Here is a 22631-nt window from a genome sequence, read left to right on the forward strand (position 1 = left end):
ATTAGATTTTTTTAATTTTAAATTTCTGCAAACTAAAGACCGCAAACTGCGCATCGGAATTTTGGCTATCCACGGCGATGTCGCGGAGCACGCCGCTGTTTTACACACGCTGAAAATCGAAGCCGTCGAAGTACGCACCGTGCAAGATTTCGCAAATCTCGATGGGCTGATTTTGCCCGGCGGCGAATCGACGACCATCGGAAAATTGATGGAGATTTACGGATTGAAAAAAGAACTGATTCGCTTCGCCACCACTCCGCGGAAAAATCTAACGACTGGAAATTACCAACTACCGACTATCTTCGGAACTTGTGCCGGACTAATCCTGCTCGCGAAATTCGGATTGCTCGCTGCGAAAATCGAGCGCAACGCCTACGGTCGCCAGCTCGATTCTTTCGAGACGCGATTAAAAATACCAGCAGTTTCGTCGAAAGAAATTTCCGTGGCTTTCATTCGCGCGCCCAAAATTTTGTCCGTCGGAAAATCAGTCGAGGTGCTGGCAAAATTTGAAGGCGTGCCAATCTTCATCCGTGAGAAAAATATCTTTGCGACGAGCTTCCATCCCGAGACTCTCGGCGAGACTAAAATTCACGAATTTGTTTTTGCGGTAAAATCCGGACAATGAAAAACTCGGAACTGCAAACGCTCGCCAACCAGCTGCGCATCACCGCGCTCGAAATGATTTGTGGTGCGAAGTCCGGACATCCCGGCGGGAGTCTCTCCGCGATGGACCTCCTGGTCGCGCTGTATTTCGGCGGGATTTTAAAACATGATCCGCAGAATCCGAACAATCCCGAACGCGATTTTTTCGTGCTGTCGAAAGGTCACGCCTCGGCCGCGCTGTACGCCGTCCTCGCGGAGCGCGGATTTTTTGACAAGGCAGAGCTCGCGAAATTTCGCCAGATTGATTCGAATCTCCAGGGACACCCGACTCCGCACACGCCCGGCGTCGAAGTCGCGAGTGGCAGTCTCGGTCAAGGCTTGAGTTTTTCCGTCGGACTCGCACTCGCGCAACCAGCGCAATGCGTCTTCACTTTGCTCGGCGATGGCGAATTGCAGGAAGGTCAAAATTGGGAAGCCATAATGTCCGCAGCGCATTTTAAATTGAAAAATCTAACCGCCATCATCGACCACAACCGCCTGCAAATCGACGGCTCGACGGACGAAGTGATGCGCGTCGATCCGATCGGCGCGAAATTCGCGAGCTTCGGCTGGGAGGTCGTCGAAATCGACGGTCACAATTTCGCGGAAATTTTGCACGCGCTGACGCAAGCGAAAGCTGGCAAAAAACCCACTGCAATTATTGCGCACACGACGAAAGGCAAAGGCGCGCCGGTCGCAGAAAATAATTTCGCCTTTCACGGCACGCCACTTTCCTGCGACGAACTGGTCGAAGCAAAAAAGAATCTCTCGAATTAATTCAGAATCTCGAAGCGCGAGAATTTGATTGCACTCGGTCGGCCGTTTTTGTAAGTGAATTCTCCGAAGACCGCAATCTTTTTCGCCTTGTCGGCTGACTTCGTGAAGTTGTCGATGTCGCGCCATTTGTCTTTGTTGAAAAGAACATAGTATTTGCCGTCAGTCGTCTTGAGCAAGTAAGTCAAAACGCCATTCAGCATTTGGCGCGTGACTGTACCGGTCGCGATTGCACCGGCGACTGGCGCAGGCGCAGAATTTTGCACAGTTGGCGTCGCCGCTTTTTGCCCTGCTACCGGAGTAGTGACTGGTGCGCTTGTAGGCGCGGCAGTATTGCCGCCAGACACACTCAAGTTAACTTTCGTACCAAGTGTGTAGGAAAATGGTTTGCCGGCTAAATCGATTCGCGGCAAGGCGGGATTCACAGTCGTCGGATTCGTCATCATGACGAAAAACAGAGTCTTCTCGCCGAGCGCCGGAATGCCGGTCGGTGACCACACGAGCTGGTTATTTTTGAAAGTAAGCGAACTCGCCAGCGCAGTCGAGCAAGCTGTCGCGAGGGCATAACTGAAATCAGCACTCGCGGGCTGCGCGCTGCAGAGCAGCAGGCTCTGATCGGAAGGAGTGGAAATCGCAATCTGCGCGTCCCGCGCGCTCGTCGTTTTGTTTTCGAGCGTGAGTGAATATTGCAAAAGCGCACCCGGTAAATTTTCTTTACCGATGGTCGCTGTCCGCGCAACCTTCGCCGTGAAAAAATTGTCGGTCAGATTGTTTTCGGCAAGATAGTCGCGGTAAATTCGCGCTGCCGCGGATGAGCCATCAATCGTGAAAGGGAGATCTGTGGCAGAAAATTTGGACGCGTCGTAATCACTCGAGACGAAAAATTGTCCGGCGGTCTTTTGCGATCCGGTGTCGATGCCGAACCAATTACCCGTCGCTGGATAAGTCCGCCCGACGAAATTATTGATATCGGACTTAATCGCAAAATTCGTATTCTTTAAAAAATTGTTTGCGTTAATTTTGAGTCCGTCGCACGAACGCTGGAAATAGACCCCACCGGAGTTCTCCCGAAAAAAATTATTTTCAATCGTCGCTAGCTGCGAATAAATGCTGTCACTTCGAATCGCATAACCACCATTTTTGAAAATCAGATTGCCGCTGATTTTGGTCGGCACTTTGAGGTCGACCGTGACTGCGTCTCCGGCGTTGCTTTCAATGACATTGCCGAGCAGCTGGCAGCTATGGTCGCAAAAAATTCCGGCGGCAGCACCATCGCGAATCACACTGCCCTCAATCGTCTGACTGCTGGCGTAAACCGCATACTGCGCGAGACCGGAGTTCGTAATTAAATTATTTTGGAAAAGTGAATTGTTGATTTCGACCGCCGCGCGTTTGCCTTTCGCTCCGGCGTAACGCACCTCGACCCACTCCAGCTCAGAATTCGGCGACTCCGCAATCAGCGCACCCCAGTCGCCTGGTTGCGGATTGGATTCTTGCGAGGTGAAAATAATCGGCTCGGTCGCAGTCCCGCGTGCCACCAGCTTCGGCATTTTGATTTTGCCTTCCCCATCGCGGTAGCAAGTGTCTGAATTAAAACCACGCAAACACGAGCTCATGATTTGGAAACTCATGCCCTTCTCGACTTGGATGACTACACCCGGCTGAATCGTGAGCGTCGCACCATTGATCAAGCGGCGAATGGTGTCACCGCGTACGCTCGACTGAATCAAGATCGGACTCATCGCTTTCGTCCAAGTCGTGTCGGCGTAAATATCGATGTCGACGACGGTCTCGGCCAAAACCGGCGCACTCGCCAAGACGAGAAAAACAATCGCAAGGAAAATTTTACGGAGCTGCATTTTTGTGGATTTAGATTGTAATCATTTAAGCAATTTTGGATAATTTTTTCAATCGGAGGTCGTTTGGTTCAGAGTCATGGGTTATTGGTCATTGGGTTCGGAGAGTCATTGGTTCAGGGGCTATTGGCGTCATTCAAAACAGTGCGAGGAAGTGAGGTAATTTTGTAGCCTTCAGTAAGTTCAATTAACCCACTACTTTGCACCGGCATTTCCTTCCGTTAACCCACCAGATATCTGGTGGGTTAACTGCGGTAGCGCCACATTTTTTAAGTGCGACTGGAAATGGTGGGTTAACTTCGGGACAACTTACTCCTTATTTCTTAATCCTTATAACTTAAAGACCTAATAACCCTCCATGTTCCATGTTTTTGAATTCGTCTAAAATGAACGAGTGCATCCAGTCCACCGACTTTCCGCCAGCGAACAAAAATCACTAATTACCACTCTCGGGAAATTAGTCGCAATTGATTCTTCGCGCAGTGAAACCAAAGTCGTGAATTTCTGCGAAAAATTTTTGGGCACAATCGGAGTAGCTGTCGAAAAATTCGCGCTGATTAAAACCCGACCGAATTTGATCTGGAGTCTCGGTCGCGGACCAGCGATCCTCGTCGCGGCTCACACCGACACTGTCCCCGCCGGAGAAAATTGGAAAAGCGATCCATTCAAAATGTCGCAAAAAAAGGGAGTGCTCCTAGGTCGTGGCGTCGTGGATAATAAATCGCCACTCGCCGGCATGCTAGTCGCGACCAAAATTCTGCAAAAATTTGAGAGCGAGCTGAAGAATAAAATCATCTTCGCGGCAGTCGCTGACGAAGAGCGCGGCAATAAATTTGGGATAGATTTTCTGCTCGCGCAAAAAGTTTTCCCGAAACTCGCCGCGGCAATCGTGCCTGATTCTTGCGGTCAAAATCGCGCCATCGAAATCGCCGAAAAGGGCGTGCTGCAGATCAAGGTGACCGCCTTCGGCGAGCAAGGCCACGGCTCGCTGCCCGAGAAATCGAAGAACGCGATTTTTGTTTTGAAAGATTTCTTGCGCCAAGTGCGGCAGCTCAAATTCGCGCGGCGAACCAAGCTGCTCACGCCGACGACCATCGCTGTCACGAGCTTCCACGCGGGAGCCGCGACAAATGTGATTCCCGGCGAAGCGAGCGCGACGCTCGACATCCGCCTGCCACCGAGTGAATCGAAAACGAAAGTACTCGCCAAAATCAAAACGCTCGCGACGGCAGAAGAGCGGCGTTGGCGCGTGCCGAAATTTCGTTTTGAAATTCTCTCCGACTTGCCAAGCTCGGCGACTACGGAAAATTGCGAACTCGTGAAATCAACTGCGGCAGCAGTGCAAAAAATTACGCGGCGCAAACCGCAAGCCCTCGGCATGGCAGGCTTCACCTTTGGCGGAATTTTGCGCGCGCGCGGAATTCCGACCGTCGCCTTCGGTCCGGGCAAACTCGAGGAATGCCACCGCGCGAATGAAAAAGTCCGCAGTGCCGAAGTCACCGAATTCGCGGAAATCTTGATCGAGCTTTTGCGTGGGATTGAGCTAAAATAATTTGCATGAAAAAAAATCTGACAGTCGCGGTGCTCGCTGGCGGTGCTTCGGCCGAGCGCGGTGTGTCGCGCATCTCGGGTGCCGCCGTCGCGCAAGCTCTGCAAAAAAAGGGTTTCCGCGTTTTGACTTTCGATCCGAAAAATCAGCTCCCGAAATTTATCGCGGCACGAAGTGAAATCGCCGTCGTCTTCCCGGCGCTGCACGGTCGTGGCGGCGAGGACGGCGAGATTCAGAAATTACTCACAAAATTAAAAGTGCCTTTCGTCGGATCGGGCGTGCGCGGTATGCAAAATTCTTTTGATAAAGTTCGCGCCAAGAAAATTTACCGCGCCGGAAAATTACCGGTCGCCGCCCAGCAAATCTTCGCACCTAGCTCGCAAGCGCGCCTGAAATTAAAATTTCCAGTCTTCGTGAAACCCGCACGCGAAGGTAGCAGCTTCGGCGCATCACTCGTGCGCGAAGATAGACAATTCGCGGCAGCACTCAAAAAAGCTTGGAAATTCGGCGCGGCACTCGTCGAGGAATTTTTGGATGGAACTGAGATTTCGGTCGGCGTGCTGGAAAATCCAAACGGCAAATTGACCGCACTACCCCCGATTGAGATTTGTTCGAAAAATAGCTTCTTCGATTTCAAGGCGAAATACGATTCCAAATTCTCGGAGGAAATTGTGCCTGCCCGCATCTCGCAAACGCTCACGAAAAAAGCGCAACTGCTCGCGAAAAAAGCCCACGAACTTTTGCAATTGCGCCACCTCTCGCGTTCGGATTTTATAATTGTCGGCACGCAGATTCATATCCTCGAGACGAATACCCTCCCCGGCTTCACGCCGAATTCACTCTTTCCCAAAGAAGCCGCAGCGGCTGGCATCACTTTCGATGAGCTTTGCGAGCGGCTTATTCGACTGGCGCTACGGGACAAAAAGTAAAAACCTTACCGCCATCACTTGTCTCCTGCGTGCAAAGATTCGGCTCATCCTGATTGAGCTGCAGATAATCCAAAACCGTAGTCTGCGTAATCAGGTAAAACAATCCGAGGCAAATTAAACCCAAGAGTATGAATGTAGCGATAATTTGTTTCGAAGTCATTGGGGGTGAGTCAAACGCTACTTTGCTGTACTGAGTTTAAAGGAAGCAGGAGAATTTTCAATTCTTACAGCCTTTTAAATTTTGGAATCAGCACCATCAAATTAACCAACTGACCCGCTGACCAACTGACCCTCCGAACCAATGACTTAAAGACTTAGCGACTTAAAGACTCAATGGTAGCCTGCTCACCAGCCGCTAAAATTCTGCGACCAAGCGCATATTTGCTAGTAATCGGCTCAGAGTTTTGGAGCAGGAAATCATTCACCTCGGAAAAATCGAGTGGCTCTGTAGCAGTGCTGAGCAGGTCGGCAATCTTGGCAGAGACGACTGGAGCAGCTTCCGAAGTCCCCGTGCGATACGCGTACTTCCCGCCCGGTGCCGGGGCGTAGACATCCTGCGCCATGACGGAACAATCCACCCACTCACCGAAATTACTGAGAAAAAGTTTGCTGCCATTTTTACCGAGAGCAGCCACACCGAAAACTTCCGGCCAGGCTGCCGGGAAAAATTTCGTGCCAGTATTGTAATTACCAGCCGCCGCGACAATCAGGACATTTTTGGCGCGCGCGTAGTCAATCGCCTCGTGCAGAATCTCAGATTCCTGCGGTAGGCCCAGACTGAGATTGATTACTTGGACACTATTATCGGCGGCGAATTTGATTGCTGCGACCAGCTCGCTCATCTTGCCCGTCGCCCCGTCGGAAATTTTGAGCGGCAGAATTCGCGCAGCCGCTGAATTTCTCAGAATGATGCCAGCGGTATGCGTACCGTGTCCATCACTATCGGCAACATCATTATTCTGATTGACGAAATTCCAACCCGGCTCAGTGCGACCGACTAGATCCGGATGCGTGATATCCACACCGGAGTCGAGCACGGCGACGAGCACGGGCTGCGATTCCTGAATAGTAGTCTCAGCGGGAATACTTGCAGGCGCTTCAAGCTCGGTCGAGGCTTCAGTAGCCGGCTCCGCTGCCGGATCAATTTTCAAATCAAAATTTGGCTCAGCAGTCTGCACAATCGGAGAATTTTGGTACGCCTCCGCCACCTGCTCGATATCCTCACCTGTGCGCAATTTCAAGAGCAAGATGTGTTGCGAAAGATCGCCGGAATTGTCCGCCTTGAGACTCACGAGCAAATCCTGCTGCGGCTTCACCGAACCGACTAAATCCGCCCGCAAAAAAACCGGCTTAAATAAATTTATGTCCTGCACCTCAGCCAAATGATCGAGCGGCTGAGCCGCGACCAAGCCGTATTTGAAATTCAGCTGCGCGAGCTGGTCGACGGAGCTCGGCGCGGTCAAGCATCTGACTGTGACGCCAGCTGCTACCGCAAGGATGAAAATTCCGAGCAACAGAATTTTTATTTTTGGGGAGATTTTTTTAAACATGTTTTATTTTTTAAATCTCCTTATTTTAACATGTTTTTACGCAAAAAACAAAGAACCCCCACGAGGAGGGTTCTTTGTCGGATGCTAATTCAATGCTTATTTTTATTATTTAAGCTCGATGCTGAGCATCGCGATTTTCGCAAATTCAGCGCGGGTGATTGAATTGGCTGGACCGAAATTACCATTTGCATAACCATCCACGATGGAATGCAAAACGGCGAACGCAACATATTTTTCATACCATTGCCCTTTTTCGGTATCTGGGAAATTCATTTCCCCACCAGCAATTTCTAATTTAGTTGCTTCCAAAATCACTTTCAAGGCTTCAATTCTCGAAACCGCGCGATTGGGCTGGAAACTACCATCCGCATAACCACCTATAATTCCAGCGTTTTTCGCCGCGAGAATGTACTGTGCGTACCACGCGTCAACCGCGACATCGGAAAATGGTTGCGCTGTGACAGTTTCTGGCAAATCGATGTTATATAAATTGACGATGATTTTGACCAATTCTGCGCGCGTCAAATTATCATTCGGCGCGAAGACCCCCTCGCTTTTACCGCTGATCGCTCCCGTGAGTCGCAAATTATCGATAAATTCCGCTGCCCAGTGTCCCTCGATATCAGTGAATGGATTCGCAACTTCAGCCGATTGCAGCGCGAATGTGTCTGCCGCAGCTACTGCTGCCGCTGCTCCACCTCCGCCACCACCGCCACCACCGCCACCGCCAGTGCTACGATTTATAGTCTGCGCGTAACTAGCAAATGTTGTGAAGTGCTTAGTCCAAATCACCAAATCAGCTCCAACATCAATCTTGCAATCTCCATCTGCCGCCAAAGCGTTTCCTGTCGCTTGATCATCCGCTGCACAAGTCGCAGTTATCTCAGTGAAATTTGTGCCACCGTCTCGCGTGTAACCTGCCCTCTTACCGGCTTCCCCTGGAAGCAATAATCTAACTGCTTTATCAAAAGATAATTTAGTGCCAGTAAATCCAACTTCGATAGCTGTGCTAAGAGCTTTGGTTTCTCCTGGTGTCGCTGGAAGGGTGACTGTGGTAGCTGTTGGCGCAGCGATTATTCCATTCCAAGTAGCATCAGCACTGGTGACGAGAGTAGCAGCAGGGATTTCTATATTCACATTATTGGCATTCGCTGAAGTGATATTAATCGCCGGAAGTGTGCCAGTGCCACCAGTGATGAATGAGCTGACATCAATCGTTGGATTGGTCGTCGCGCTATCGATAGTAATATCGACTTCTTGAGTTGGGTTCGTGATGACGACTTCCGGGTTTGTATTCGTAAGATTCGCGTCACCACCGGCATCGGGAGTGGTCTGGTCGGCATCCAATTTGGAATCCACCAGCAACAAACCATTTGCTGCATTGCCGGCAAGGTCTGAGATATTGACGACGACATCGTTGGCGAAAGTTGTGGCCTCAGTCGCTGTAATCGTCAGCGTCGCCCCAGCCCAGGTATAAGTCAGAGTTTTGTCAGCACCGCTGGTCAAAGCATTTTCCACAGCTGTCTTCGCGCTAGCCGATAATTCTTCGTTAAAGACTAAGTCTGTATCTCCCGCTGCGATAACTTCATCGACTGAGTCATCACCAAGTTTTGTGACTGTCGGCGCGACTGGAGAGACTTTAAATACTTGGTTATCACCACCTTGCGCGATTCGATTGCCTGCCAAATCTGTGATGCTATAACCCCAGGCATCTACTACATAAGATGCATCTGCGGTTTTTTCCAGATTTCCGGAATAAGTGATAGTGAGAATTTTATTAGCAGCGTCTAGGCTGGCTGATTCGATATTGCCTACTTTCGTATTCGTATAATCTCCAGTGGCAGGATCGATCTCGTAAATTCCAAGTAAATCTTTATCCAAAGGCGTAACTTCTTGGTTAGATTGGTTTATAAGTTGGACTGCTTCGCCGAAAGTGTAGGTAATTGTTTTGGTGGCTTCGTCGTGAATAAGATTAGTTGCAGTCGGCTTAGTGGTATCGACCGTCCATGTGTAAGAAGCCGGTGTGGCATCAGTGTTGTCGGCATTATCAATCGCGCGGACAGCGAAAGTGTGTGAACCGTCGGTCAAAGGTCCGAAATCCGTGCCCGAAGTGCAAGCTGAGAATCCGCCACCATCTACCTGGCATTCGAAGGAAGCGACACCAGAACCAGCGCCATCATCGCCTGAGAATGTGAAAACTGCTGCAGACGATCCGCTCGGATCAGATGGAGTGCTGTCAATCGATGTGCTTGGTGCAGTGGTGTCCACGACGAAAGTGTGCGTACTGTCAGCAATCATCGTATTGCCGGAATTGTCTCGTGCTCCGGAAATATAAATCGTGTGCTCCATTTCCTGCGGAACAACAATCGTGTAATCGAAACAGAAAGTCTTCTTGTCACCATCTCCGCAATTAGTGACAACTTGAGGATCGCCGACTGAGTGAACATCTATCGTCGGTGCGGTGTAAATCTCCTCGCTGAAAGTGACTGTAATTTTGTGAGGTGAAACAGTTGCCAAATTGTAAGTCTGTCTATCGGAATCAACCGAGACGACTGTCGGCGCGAGAGTATCAGCAGCGTCGCAGATTCCATCGGAATTAAAATCAGCACCATCGTTGGCTGGGAAATAGTCAGTCAAAGGACCATATCCATCCGCGCCAATCGTACAGTCGTCGCAAGTGTCGCCATCAAGGTCGCGACAAAGATTTGGATTGCTGTCGTCAGTGTCCACAGCATCCGCTACGCCGTCGTTGTCATCGTCTGCATCGCCGTCGTTGCATGCGCCGTCTGAATCACTGTCCGCTCCATCATTGCTCGCGTTTGGAACATACAGCCCCCAAGGTTTTGGTGAAGTGCTGCTGGTCGGATTCTGCGAACAATCACTGCAAGTGTCACCATCTGTATCACTGCAAATTTGTGGATTCAAACTAGCGAAATCGGAGCCATCGAGTATGCTGTCGTTGTCATCATCAGTGTCGGTCGCATCTGCGATGCCATCGCCATCTGTATCGACGAGAACATTGATTGTCACGGTCACAGTGTTGCTACTAAGCGCACCATCATTCGCTACATAAGTGAATGAATCTGTTCCGACATAATTAGTATTCGGCATATAAGTAAATGCACCATCTGCATTGAGTGTCAAAGTTCCATTTGCCGGATCAGACACCAAGACCGCAGTGAGCGAGACGAGATCTGCATCGGTATCGTTTGAGAGAATTCCCGAAGCGGCGATCGTCAGCTCTACATTCTCAGATGTTGAGTAAGTATCACCGGCAGCGACAGGCGCATCATTGATTGAATTGATTGTGATACTCACAGTCGCAGTGTCGCTATTGCCCGCAGCATCAGTCGCAGAATAAGTGAATGAATCTGGTCCGTAATAGTTCGCTACTGGGATGTACTCGAATGAACCGTCAGCATTTAGTGTCACTGTGCCATTCGTTGGATTAGTCAATTTCACCGCATCATGCACTGAACTTACTGCGTCAGTATCATTATCAAGTACGCCCTGAGCTGCGATATTCAAAGTCACATCTTCGTCTGTCGAATAACTATCGTCAGCAACGGTAGGCGCAACTTTATCGATGTTAGCTACTGTCGCAGTTGCGCTGCCAGTGTTGCCAGCCGCATCTCGAAATTCAAAAGTGAAGCTGCCATTTGCCGTGAAGGTGTGTGTGAAGGATCCTTCGTTATTGGTAATCGTAGCTGATGTGTCGTCAATCGTAATGGTCGCCGTCACATCGCCATTTGTCGGTGTGGTTATGGAATACTCGATACCTGTTGCAGTCGGTGCGGTGTTGTCAGTAGTGAATTGAGCAGTCAGCGTTTTTTCATTTCCTGCTAGATCTTTAAATGTGGCGACGAGAGAATGCGTTCCTGCTCCAAACTTTGGTACGCTTGTTAGTTGGTCATAGTTCCAAACGCTATTAGCACTGTCATAAACCATCTTGCCGTTTATATTTTCTAAATTACTTCCATCGACATATACATCTGGACTAAATGTAGTGTCCATATTTGCATCTATTATGGCTACACTTAATGAAGTAAATACATCTGCTCCGTCCAAAGACAAAGATCCAAGATTGTAAACGCCATTTACATCTGGATTGGCAACTTTAATTCCTGCTGGAAATAATTTTGTCGTCATCGTCAACGCGCCACCTGTTGGTGCCGTTGAGTCACCTGCAACTTCAAATGTATTAGTTGCTGATGGCAACATCTTGTTGTTTAAAGCATCAGTAATGCGATAACCCCAAGCATCAACTACATAGTTTGTAGTTGTTTGATTTACCAAAGAGCCAGTATAAGTAATGGTTAATGTTTTTGATCCATTAGATAAAACTGCACCTGTAATATCAACAAGAGGAGCTTTCGTGCTTTGATCATAATTATTATCAGTAACTACATAGATGGCTAATTTTTCATTTGTTAGCATAGCTGGTGTTCCATCGTTGTTTCTAAGCTCAACTGCTTCGTCGAAAGTATAAGTAATAGTTTTTGCAGATTCATCGTGAGCAAGAGTAGTGACAGTCGGTGCAACTCTATCTCCCGCTACGATCAATTTGTAAGTGACAGTAGTTTCATTGCCTGCCAGATCTTTTATTTTTCCTTCGAGGACATAGGTTCCTAATGGATAATCGTCTGGTATCGTCATATCGACATCTGTCGAAATAAGATCATGCTTGGCGGCATCAACTAATTTTGTCGTATCACCGTTGATGTAAACAAAAGGTTTGGCGCCATCAACCGCGTCTTTGAGATAAGTCAGGAAAGGTTCTGGCGTTCCTCTGTTTGTGTAATATGCTTTCAGGTCAGTGGCACTGACAGTTGAGCTCTTCAGAGTCAAGCCAAAATATTCTGATGCTAATGTTTCATCAGCAGAAGTGTCGGCTCTGAATTGAATTAAATGATTTGTTGAGGCGACATTGTTTGTACTCAAAGTAAAACCATTTGCGACATCGCCAGACATAACATTTCCATCAGCAGTAAATCCAACAGTGGTTAGAGTTGGAGCGACTGGAGAGACTTTAAATACTTGATTTGCACCTCCCTTAGCGATTCTGTTGCCTGCCAAGTCTGTGATGCTATAACCCCAGGCATCGACTACATAATACGCATCTGCAGGTTTTTCCAGATTTCCGGAGTAAGTAACTGTGAGAGTTGTTTTATTTGCGTCTAAGCTGGCTGATTCGATATTGCCTACTTTCGTATTCGTATAATCTCCAGTCGCAGGATCGATCTCGTAAATTCCAAGTAAATCTTTATCCAAAGGCGTAACTTCTTGGTTAGATTGGTTTATAAGTTGAACTGGTTCGTCGAAAGTGTAGGTGATTGTTCCTGCAACGCTACCGTCGACTGAAACTACCGTTGGGGCAACCTTATCGCCTGCAATTGTAAATATCTGGTTCAAGGCTGGTGCCATTCTGTTGCCAACTAAGTCGGTAATTTTGTATCCCCAAGCGTCTACAACATAACTTGCATCGGAACTTTTAGCTAAAGTTCCATCATATTTGATGGTTAAAGTGTTACCAACTAAGTCAGCTGAATTAATTGTGTTTGTTGTAATTGTATCTAATCCATAAGCTCCGGTAGCGACATCTGCTTCGTAGATAGCAAGCTTATCAGTGGTTAAAGTGGTAAGCGTACCATCATTTTCTGTTAGGTGCATCGGCTCGCTAAAGATATAGGTAATTGTTCCTGCAATGCTACCGTCGACTGAGACTACAGTCGGCGCAACTTTCTCAACTTTAAATACTTGTGTTAGGTCTGCAACCATCTTGTTTTCTGCTAGGTCTGTAATATTTAAACCCCAGGCATCAACAACATATTGCATATCTGTTGTGCCTTCAAGATTACCTGTGTATTGAATAGTCATTGTTTTGCCATCATCACTCAAGATAGCTGATGTGATTGTTCCAACTTTAGCTACATCATCTTGGTATTCTACATGAGTAGAATAATCAGTTAATTCATAGATACCTAAACTAGAAGCGTAGCCTGTTGTCGCATCGGGTGTAATTAGTGCCGTTTTGTCGGCGTTCATTAATTGAACTGGCTCGCTGAAGGTATATGTGATTGTTCCTCCTGCCGCTGTTCCAGACTGAGTAACGGTTGCAGTTGGCAGATCGATATCCTCCGCGTAAGCGACCGGCACCATCCCGATAGAAAACTGACACATCAACGCAAAAAATGTTGCGAGTGCGGCAGCGCGTCGAGGGAGAGATGGGTGGGACATTTTAGGGTGGGTTAATTTTAGAAAGTAATTAATTCCATTTTGGAAAACTCCAGACTTAGGTCTGGGTGGCTTTTTCCGCACCCTAGCTCGCGACACCGCTACGGATGATGAAGACCTAGGATGTCTCATAGTAGAGAGAGTTAGTGGATGCGAAAGAAAGGAATATCTAGCCGCCGCGTACCGAGATCGCTAGATGATTATTAATTTTTGTTTACCAGCATTTAATTACGAATTACGATAAAAAAGGAACTTGATTGTGGAACCAGCGAGAATCACTGTCAACGCTAAACCGTATAATAAAAGTGTTCTCTGCATTTCACGCCATGGCAAGAAGGTCAGACCTAAGCGCACAATTCCTAGAGAATATCTTTTTGAACACAAATGTTATTCTTAGGGGAAATTGAAAAATTTTGAGTCAAAACGCGTACGCGCGTACAAAAAGATTCGCCAAGCATTTTTGCCCCGCAACCTTGCTTGAGTATTATCTCGAAACTTCGGCTTCATGCTGCGCTCGTTCGACCATGAATCGCACTCCTTCAGCCATATGCTCGACTTCGAGCTTGATGCGAGGATACTTGCGGTGGAACACGCGAAAAACTTCATCGGCGAAAGCCTGTCCGACCGTCGGGACTTTAGCAAAATCAAAAACAATGATTTTGAACTTTTCGAGACCAGCGAGGACTCTGCGCGCCTGCGAACGAGAGATGTGCACACCGCCGAGTGCGTAGAGCTTCACGCGAATTTCCGTCTTGTCGAAACCGTAATCGCTCCCTCCGGCGAGATTCGTGTATTGCTTGAAAACCGCGTCCAAATGTTGCTTTGATTTAAGCGAGATTTGAAATGTCACGCGCGTGCCGCGCTTGAGCTTCTTCACAGTCTTCACGAAAACATCGGGCAAATTATTGTCCACGATCATTTGATAGCCGAAGCTATCCAGCGTAAATAAATCCCCCGCCTTCGAAGTAAAAAAAATCCCCTCGCCCGAATGCGACTTCGGCATGGTCGTCGTCTTGCCTTTCAAAATATCCTGCATCGCTTCGAATTCCGACCGGAGCTTCCGCTCGCGCATCACATTCCGAAAGACACCGATGCCTGAATCTTGGATGATGAAAGTAAGCATTTTGCCGGAAAGAGAAACTTCCACGCCGATCCGAGCCGACTTGGAATGCTCGATGGCATTATTCAGCATCTCCGAAAAAGCGTAGGTGAAAATGCTGTTGATGTTATCAGGCAGTTTTTTTAATTTCGGAAAGGCGCGCTCAATCTGAGCAAACACTTTGTGTTCCTCCAGGTCTTTATTTTTGAATGTCTTGAGATACTGCGCAGAAAATACTTCCTGATGAGCTTTCGCCTGCGCTGGCAGCACATAAAACGCATAGCGCGTCACTCCGAATTTTATAAGTTTGCCGTCCGTCACCAGTCCTTTGATCAAGCGATTCAGATACTGCCGCGAGGCTGAAAAATGCTGCGCCAAATCAGCCACCGTGACTTTCCCTTTTTGCTTGGCGATTGCGAGGATTTTTTCCTTGATAGTCATCTTGTCCTTGTAAACTCATTGACAACCAAAGTATATTCCATTGACAACCCATTGTCAACCAAAGTGCTTTTCATTGACAACCTATCACCCTCCGAACCCATGACCAATCACCCTCCGAACCCATGACCAATGACCAATGACTCATGACCCTCCGAACCCATGAACAATGACTCAACAACTCGAAGACTTAAAACCCGAATCTCGAAACCCAGGGACATGGAGCATGAAGCATGAAACATGGAACATGAAGCATGGAGAGAATTTTCAAGTTTCGAATTTACGAAATAGTTTTCAAGTCTCAAGCTCCAATCATTTAAATTTCAGTGGTTTTAATTCTTTGATTTTTGAAATTTGGAATTTATTTGAAAATTTGTAAATTCCGTAAATTGGAAAATTACCAACTGACCAATTGACCCACCGAACCCAATAACCAATAACCCTCCGAACCCTCCGAACCAACTGACTCAATGACTTAACAACTCAAAGACTTAACAACTCAAAGACTCAAAGACTTAATGACTTAAACCGCCTCCCCGTGCTGACTAAGATCGAGACCCATTTCTTCCTGTTCCTCGCTGACGCGAAGCGGTTTGACTAGATTCGTAATTTTGAAAAGTAAGTAAGAAGCGACGAAAGCAAAAGCGGCGACGCCGATCAGCGCGATGATGTGAATTTCGAAGGTCGCGGTCTTGCCGTAAATCAAACCCACATCTTTCGCGAAAATTCCCGTCGCGATCATGCCGACGACACCACCGAGACCGTGGCAAGGAAAGACATCGAGCGTGTCGTCTAAATTAGTTTTGGACCGCCACGCCACCGCGAGATTGCTGACCAGACTCGCGATCATGCCGATGAAGATACTTTGACCGACGGTGACAAATCCCGCCGCTGGCGTGATTGCCACGAGACCGACCACCGCACCGATACAGGCACCGAGTGCCGAAGGTTTGCGTCCGAGCGCCGCATCCCAAAAAACCCAAGTGATTGCCGCGGCTGCGGAAGCTGTATTCGTCGTCGCGAAAGCGAGGACGGCTGTGGCAGAAGCACCGAGCGCCGAGCCGGCATTGAAGCCGAACCAACCGAACCAGAGCAGACCCGTACCAAGCAGGACATAAGGAATGTAAGCCGGACCAGCTTTTTCTCGGCGTAAATGAGATTTGCGTCGACCGAGCACCATCGCACCCGCGAGCGCGGCGAAACCCGCCGACATGTGCACCACTGTCCCGCCCGCGAAATCGAGCACTCCCAGCTGACGCAGCAAACCGTCGGGATGCCAGGTCATGTGTGCGAGTGGTGTGTAGATGAATAAGGTGAATAAAATCATGAAGAGAATGTAGGAGGAAAATCTCATGCGCTCAGCAAAAGCGCCGGTGATAAGAGCCGGTGTGATGATGGCAAATTTGAGCTGAAAAAAAGCAAACAGCATCAGCGGAATCGTCGGCGCGAGCGCGGGATGCGTCTCGAGACCCACGCCGCCGAACATGAAGAAAGTGAGTGGATTGCCGATGATGCCACCGAGACTGTCGCCGAAAGCCAGCGAAAATCCGACGACCACCCAGAGAATGCTAATCACGCCCATCGCGATGAAACTTTGGAGCATGGTCGAAATCACATTCTTCTTGCTGACCATGCCGCCGTAGAAGTAAGAAAGTCCCGGCGTCATGAGCAGCACCAAAGCCGTGGCAGTGAGCATCCACGCGACATCTGCCGGATTGACCGCTTCGCCAATCACGCTCTGCGGCGCGGGCGTGTAAAAAACTCCAAGGAGAGCAACCAAGAAGACCAAACCGAAGGCCGTTTTCCAAAAGAGTTTCATGGTAATTTTGATTAAAGAATAAAATTCTAATTATAGGAATAGATTTACGCGAATTTTTTAAAAAACAGAGTAATCTTATCCTAATTTTAAAAAAAATTAAGAGAATTATCTTGACTTAATTTTTATTCTATTGCTTTTTATGCATAATTTATGCGTATTTGGCAAGTTTTTTACGACAAAATCCACTGATTTAAGATTTTAGACACGCGGAAAAAATCCTCCACTGCTCTGTGGTGAACTGGAAAAAGCTGAATGACTCAGGCTTTGTGTCAGCAAAGCTGGCGCGTAAAACTAGATGGCTCGGGAGGCGGGGATCGAACCCGCGACATTTCGGTTAACAGCCGAACGCTCTACCACTGAGCTACTCCCGAATATACAATACTTTTTATTTTAGTAATCTTTTAATTAAAGCAGGGTTCTTGTGTTGTAATCCTCCGTAGCTTGAGTCCGCCTTGGCGGATGAAAGCGTAGGATGGATGAGCTACTCCCGAATGTGAGTGTGAATTGAGTTTGAGAGCCGAATGTCCCCTAAACTCGGCTACTTCTAAACGAGCCGCGTAATTTTACGAGCGAACCCACTTTCGGGCAAATACTATTTCGCTTCAATCCAAACCGCACCAGGAGTGGCATTACAGGCAGCTGCGGAATATTGAACAACACCAGCTCCGACCGGTTCAGCGCCGAAACTATAAAACCAGGTCACCATTTCGTTGTCGCTGCCACCGCCAATCTGACAACCACCGACACTGTCGGCCGGACAGGCTTCTGGTGAAAAAACCATGCCTTGTTCGCTATTGCAGCTGGCCGCAATGACTTGTGAAGTCCAGATTGATCCGATGTAGTCGATGCAAGCACTGTGCGCCTCGATGGAATTGCACGAGCCGATTACTTTGTTGCCGCTGCCGGATTTCGGAACTGTGGTTGGCGCAGGCAAATCGCCAGTCGTTGGTGTAATTGATTCCTCCAACAAACCAAGATCATCCAATTTTAATTCGTCGGTATTTCCCATGTCTTGATTGGTCGAACAACCAGCGAGCAAAAGTGTGAGCGCCGCGAGTACAAAAATTTTTTTAGTCATTGGAAATTGATTAAATTAATTGTGGAAATTTTACTACATTTTTACAAACGAGCTAGCCCAAAAGCAAGTCCGTCTACATTGCTTGTGAAAATTTTAGCGAAAAATTCCACGCACTACAAAAACTTTTTTAATTGGGCGTGCAGATACGCATTCGTCGCCAGGACGGAAATGTCGGGAAACTTCAAATGTGGCAGCGTCATATCGGAAATTTTTCCACCGGCTTCACGCACGATGAGCTCCCCCGCCGCGATGTCCCAGATTTTGGTATTGCGCGAAAAGTCGAGATAGCCGTCCGCCGCGCCGCGCGCGACGAGACAGAGATCATAAGCCGCCGATGCGAAAGCGCGCACGCGCCGAATTTTTTCGAGCGATTTTGTGAATGCCGCGACATCTTGCTGGAAGCGTTTGCCGGAAGTGTGCCGCCGCGGAATCTCGACGACGATGAGCGCGTCGGAAATTTTCTGCGTCGCAGAGACGGCAATTTTTTGACCATTCACTTTCGCGCCACCGCCCCGTCGTGCGGAAAAAAGTTGCCGCGTAATCGGCGCATAGACAACGCCGACGATTGATTTGCCGTTTTCCTGGAGCGCAATCGAGACGCACCAATTCGGCAAACCGAAGTGAAAATTTTTCGTGCCGTCGAGCGGATCGATCACCCAGCAGTTTTTAGTTGATGGTTGATAGTCTTTAGAACTTTCCTCAGCGAGAATGTCATGCTCGGGAAATTTTTTCCGAATCGCCGCGATAATCATTTTTTCGCTCGCGAGATCAGCATCCGTCGCGAAATCGTGCGCGCCCTTTTGCACCGCGATTTTGGTTTTGCCAAATTTCTGCAGCAAAATTTCCCCAGCCGCCACTGCCAACTTTTCCGCGAACTTTTGCGTTTCGATTAAATTCACCTGGAGAGGATAAAGGATTCAGCCAAAAGAATAAAGAAGCGGAGTGTAAGTATTAAGTATTAAGTATTAAGTATTAAGTATTAAGTATTAAGTATTAAGTATTAAGTATTAAGTACTTATGACTTATGATTTATGACTTACGCTGTCCCAATTCGTCAGCACTTCCGGCTCGCCTGCGGTAATTAAAATTTGGTGCTCGAAGTGCGCGGACAATTTGCCGTCAGCCGTCCGCGTCGTCCAGCCGTCTGGCTCTGTCAAAATTTCAGATGTCCCGCGATTAATAATCGGCTCGATACAAATCGTCATCCCCGGACGCAGCGCGACACCAGTCCCCGGTCGTCCCCAATTCGGCACTTCGGGATCTTCGTGCAAATGGTGACCGATGCCGTGTCCGACTGTCTCGCGCACGGGCGAGTAACCGAATTGTCGAACGAAACTTTCGACCGCATGACCGATGTGCCCGGTCGTATTGCCGGCGCGCGCCGCGGCGATTCCGCGGTATAGACTTTCACGCGTGCGCTCGATTAATTTTTCCGCCTCACCGGAGACTTGTCCGATTGGAATCGTGCGACAAGCATCCGCGTAAAACTTTTCGGAAATCACGCCGAAGTCGATGGCGATGATGTCGCCGTCTTGGAGGATTTCAGAATCGCTCGGAATGCCGTGCACAACGCGGTCATTCACGCTCGCGCAAATCGCCGCCGGAAAGCCGTGGTAATTTTTGAACGCGGGAATAACTTTGCGCGCGCGGCAAAGATCTTCGGCGAGTGCATTCAGCTCAGCCGTCGAAATCCCCGCCTTCACCGCCACACAAACTTGATTCAGGATTTCGGATTGGATATGGCACGCGCGGCGCATCGCGGCGATCTCAGTTGGACTTTTGATTGAAATTGACACGCCTCGATTTTACCGCAACTTTTCGGTAAAATGCTCGCGACTCCGAAGTCGAAATTCGAGCCGCGAATTATTTCGCCACTCGCTTTCGGTTCCGGAGGATCCCCGCTTTCGCGGGGACAAGCTTAACCCCCTCCACAATGGAACCCCAGAAAGTCGCGGGAGCAGTCGCTTCCCGCCCGCTCGTCATCGAGACGGGCAAACTCGCGAAACAGGCCACCGGTTCGGCGGTCGTTTCGCTCGGTGACACAGTCGTCCTCGCGACGGTCGTCGTCGCTGCCGGTCGCCCTGGCGCAGATTTTTTTCCGTTGTCTTGTGACTACGAAGAAAAATATTACGCCTCAGGCAAAATCAAAGGCTCGCGCTTCATCAAGCGCGAAGGTCGCCCAAGCGACGCCGCTGTTTTGCGCAGCCGAATGATTGATCGCCCGATTCGTCCGCTTTTCCCGAAAGGCACGACGAACGAAGTTCAAATCATCGCGACCGTCCTCTCAATCGATCTCGAAGTCGATCCAGCCGTCACCGCGATGAATGCTGCGAGTGCAGCCCTGATGGTTTCGGGTGCACCATTCGCCGGACCAATCGGTGCAGTCCGCATCGGACTGAAAGATGACAAATTGATCGTAAATCCGACTTACGCGGAAGAAGAAACTGGCGACCTCATCCTGACCGTCGCCGGTACGCTCGACGCGATCACGATGGTCGAAGCTGGCTCGAAAGAAATTTCGGATGAAAAAATGCTCGCGGCACTCGAACTCGCCCACAGTGAAATTAAAAAAATCTGTGAGCTGCAAATCGAACTGAAAAAGAAAGTGAGCCCGGCGCTAATTGAATTGTCCGTCGCAGCGAAAAATGCGGAAGCGGAAAAAGCCGTCGCGGAAACAATCACCGCAGCCGACCTCGACACGATCGCCGGCACGAAAAAAGCCGAAATCAAAGGCGCGATTCACGCGCTCGAAGGTAAATTGCTCACGAAGTACGCTGCGGAAATCGCCGAGGCGAAATTCTCCGAAGGCGAACTGAAGGAAATTCTGAATTCGCACTTCGAGAAAAACATGCGCAAAAATATTCTCGAAAAAGACCTGCGCATCGACTCGCGCAAATTGGACGAGGTGCGACCGCTCAGCGCCGAGGTCGGCGTGCTGCCACGCACTCACGGCACCGGACTTTTCAATCGCGGTGAAACGCAAATCCTCACCATCGCGACACTCGGTGGACCAGGCAAAGCGATGATCGTCGACACGATGGACAAGGACTACCATCGTTTTTACATGCACGAATACAATTTCCCATCATTCTCCGTCGGCGAGACAAGTCGTCGTTTCGGTCCGGGTCGCCGCGAAATTGGTCACGGTGATCTCGCCGAGCGCGCGCTCCTGCCAGTGCTCCCCGCCCGCGAAGTTTTCCCGTACACGCTCCGCGTCGTTTCCGAGACTCTGAGCTGCAATGGCTCGAGCTCGATGGGCTCGGTCTGTGGCTCGACACTCGCGCTCATGGATGCGGGTGTGCCAATCACGAGGCCGGTCGCCGCCATCGCGATGGGCATGGTGACGGACAAAAATGCTGAAGGCAAATTCACGACGCACAAAATTTTGACCGACATCCAGGGTTACGAAGATTTCGCCGGTGACATGGATTTCAAAGTCGCGCGCACGGAGAAAGGCATCACGGCTTTGCAAATGGATATCAAAGTGAAAGGTGTCTCGACGGCAATTTTGAAAGAAGCGCTGACGCGCTCGACCGTCGCCTGCGACACGATTCGCGCCGCAATCATCGCGGCCATCGCCGAACCGAGGAAAGAGTTGAATAAATACGCGCCGCTCATCGAATCAATCAAAATCGATCCGGAAAAAATTCGCACAGTCATCGGCAAAGGCGGCGAGACGATTCAAAAGATCACGAAAGAGTGCGGCGTCGAAATCGATGTCGACGATGACGGTATCGTCACGATCACCGCGCCAAATGGTGAAGCTGGCGAGAAGGCGAAAAAATGGATTGCCCAAATTGTCTACGAACCAAAAGTTGGTGACGAGTTCGATGGCAAAGTCGTGCGCACCATGGACTTCGGCGCCTTCGTCGAATTCCTCCCGGGCAAAGACGGCATGGTCCACATCTCAGCGCTCGCGCCGAATCGTATCGACAAAGTCGAAGACGCAGTCAAAGTCGGCGATGCTATTCGTGTGAAGGTCGTCGAGGTCGATGCGATGGGTCGCATCAATCTGACGAGAATTATTGACGGCGTCGAAATGCAACGCGCACCACGACCGCCGCGCCCAGCCGGGAATGGTGGACGACCACCTCGGAGATTTTAATTTTCAAAATACGCGGGGCGGGTTAAAATCCGCCTCGCTTTTAAGTCGGAGCAAACAAATAATTCTTGAAATCTTGTGGCCGGGTAGTCCGCCGCGGCGGACGAAGGATTGAATTGAAATGTTCACAATTTATATAATCCAAAACGAAGCAGGTAAAAAATATATTGGTTTTACACAAAACCTTGCAAGAAGATTAGAAGAACATTCAAATCCGACAGGCAAGAAAAGAGGCTGGACTAGACTACGAGGACCATGGAAACTAATTCACAAAGAGGAGTTCGAAAATAAAACTGAGGCACTAAAGAGAGAGAAATATTTAAAAACGGGAGTTGGTAGAGAATTCTTGAAATCTTGTGGTGAGATAATTAAATAATAATGTGGCCGGGTAGCTCAGGGGTAGAGCGAAGGATTGAAAATCCTTGCGTCGGTGGTTCAAATCCGCCCCCGGCCACCACGAAAATTATCGGCGCGTTTTTCGCCGAGCGAAGGATTGGCTGTCAAAATTAGCCTTGCGTCGGTGGTTCCAATCCGCCCCCGGCCACCACGAAAATTATCGGC

At 49.1% G+C, this 22631-nt stretch carries 15 protein-coding genes and 2 tRNA genes; 7 read left to right on the forward strand and 10 right to left on the reverse strand.

What is annotated here, in order from left to right:
* Nucleotides 1–61 precede the first annotated feature (61 nt).
* Both pdxT and WCV72_02215 read left to right on the forward strand, forming a co-directional pair.
* Nucleotides 62–625, forward strand: coding sequence for a pyridoxal 5'-phosphate synthase glutaminase subunit PdxT (gene pdxT / locus WCV72_02210; GenBank protein ID MFA6458183.1), 564 nt, complete (start codon nucleotides 62–64; stop codon nucleotides 623–625).
* Nucleotides 622–1419 carry a transketolase gene (locus WCV72_02215; GenBank protein MFA6458184.1) on the forward strand — a complete coding sequence of 266 codons (798 nt, stop codon included), beginning with the start codon at nucleotides 622–624 and terminating at the stop codon, nucleotides 1417–1419. Before pdxT ends, WCV72_02215 begins: the two co-directional genes overlap by 4 nt.
* Here the strand turns inward: WCV72_02215 and WCV72_02220 are convergent.
* Nucleotides 1416–3275, reverse strand: a complete 1860-nt coding sequence (locus WCV72_02220; GenBank protein MFA6458185.1) for a right-handed parallel beta-helix repeat-containing protein — start codon at nucleotides 3273–3275, stop codon at nucleotides 1416–1418. The two genes, WCV72_02215 and WCV72_02220, sit on opposite strands and share 4 nt — an antisense overlap.
* Before the next feature lie 391 nt (nucleotides 3276–3666).
* Between WCV72_02220 and WCV72_02225 the strand changes: the two genes are divergently transcribed.
* Nucleotides 3667–4824 (forward strand): ArgE/DapE family deacylase, encoded by a 1158-nt coding sequence (locus WCV72_02225; GenBank protein ID MFA6458186.1) that lies wholly within the window; start codon nucleotides 3667–3669, stop codon nucleotides 4822–4824.
* Between the two features lie 5 nt (nucleotides 4825–4829).
* Nucleotides 4830–5750, forward strand: a complete 921-nt coding sequence (locus WCV72_02230) for a D-alanine--D-alanine ligase (protein ID MFA6458187.1) — start codon at nucleotides 4830–4832, stop codon at nucleotides 5748–5750.
* Here the strand turns inward: WCV72_02230 and WCV72_02235 are convergent.
* The 9 genes from WCV72_02235 to map form a co-directional block, all read right to left on the reverse strand.
* On the reverse strand, nucleotides 5719–5853 hold the full coding sequence (locus tag WCV72_02235; protein MFA6458188.1) for a hypothetical protein: 135 nt from the start codon (nucleotides 5851–5853) through the stop codon (nucleotides 5719–5721). The two genes, WCV72_02230 and WCV72_02235, sit on opposite strands and share 32 nt — an antisense overlap.
* A 211-nt stretch (nucleotides 5854–6064) precedes the next feature.
* On the reverse strand, nucleotides 6065–7300 hold the full coding sequence (locus WCV72_02240) for a S8 family serine peptidase (GenBank protein ID MFA6458189.1): 1236 nt from the start codon (nucleotides 7298–7300) through the stop codon (nucleotides 6065–6067).
* A 105-nt stretch (nucleotides 7301–7405) separates the two neighbouring features.
* Nucleotides 7406–12724, reverse strand: coding sequence for an Ig-like domain-containing protein (locus WCV72_02245; protein ID MFA6458190.1), 5319 nt, complete (start codon nucleotides 12722–12724; stop codon nucleotides 7406–7408).
* Nucleotides 12725–14018: 1294 nt separating this feature from the next.
* Nucleotides 14019–15074: a DUF4325 domain-containing protein gene (locus WCV72_02250; GenBank protein ID MFA6458191.1), complete on the reverse strand. Its 1056-nt coding sequence runs from the start codon at nucleotides 15072–15074 to the stop codon at nucleotides 14019–14021.
* A gap of 520 nt (nucleotides 15075–15594) precedes the next feature.
* Nucleotides 15595–16890 carry an ammonium transporter gene (locus tag WCV72_02255; GenBank protein MFA6458192.1) on the reverse strand — a complete coding sequence of 432 codons (1296 nt, stop codon included), beginning with the start codon at nucleotides 16888–16890 and terminating at the stop codon, nucleotides 15595–15597.
* A gap of 296 nt (nucleotides 16891–17186) precedes the next feature.
* Nucleotides 17187–17261 (reverse strand) — tRNA-Asn (locus WCV72_02260).
* A gap of 221 nt (nucleotides 17262–17482) precedes the next feature.
* The gene (locus WCV72_02265; protein ID MFA6458193.1) at nucleotides 17483–17968 is read right to left on the reverse strand and encodes a hypothetical protein; all 486 of its coding nucleotides are present in this window, start codon (nucleotides 17966–17968) and stop codon (nucleotides 17483–17485) included.
* Nucleotides 17969–18081: 113 nt separating this feature from the next.
* Nucleotides 18082–18867, reverse strand: coding sequence for an inositol monophosphatase family protein (locus tag WCV72_02270; protein ID MFA6458194.1), 786 nt, complete (start codon nucleotides 18865–18867; stop codon nucleotides 18082–18084).
* A 123-nt stretch (nucleotides 18868–18990) separates the two neighbouring features.
* Entirely contained in the window at nucleotides 18991–19764 is a 774-nt protein-coding gene (gene map / locus WCV72_02275) for a type I methionyl aminopeptidase (protein ID MFA6458195.1), read from the reverse strand.
* A 137-nt stretch (nucleotides 19765–19901) separates the two neighbouring features.
* Here map and WCV72_02280 point away from each other — a divergent pair, with 137 nt between their 5' ends.
* The 3 genes from WCV72_02280 to WCV72_02290 all read left to right on the forward strand — a co-directional run bounded on the left by WCV72_02280 (nucleotide 19902) and on the right by WCV72_02290 (nucleotide 22527).
* Entirely contained in the window at nucleotides 19902–22073 is a 2172-nt protein-coding gene (locus WCV72_02280) for a polyribonucleotide nucleotidyltransferase (protein ID MFA6458196.1), read from the forward strand.
* A gap of 118 nt (nucleotides 22074–22191) precedes the next feature.
* Complete coding sequence (locus WCV72_02285) at nucleotides 22192–22446, forward strand: GIY-YIG nuclease family protein (protein ID MFA6458197.1); 255 nt, start codon at nucleotides 22192–22194, stop codon at nucleotides 22444–22446.
* Between the two features lie 6 nt (nucleotides 22447–22452).
* A tRNA-Phe gene (locus WCV72_02290) sits at nucleotides 22453–22527 on the forward strand.
* Nucleotides 22528–22631: the final 104 nt, after the last annotated feature.

This window comes from Patescibacteria group bacterium, from assembly GCA_041665585.1.
Lineage (GTDB): Bacteria > Patescibacteriota > Gracilibacteria > JAHISY01 > JAHISY01 > JAHISY01.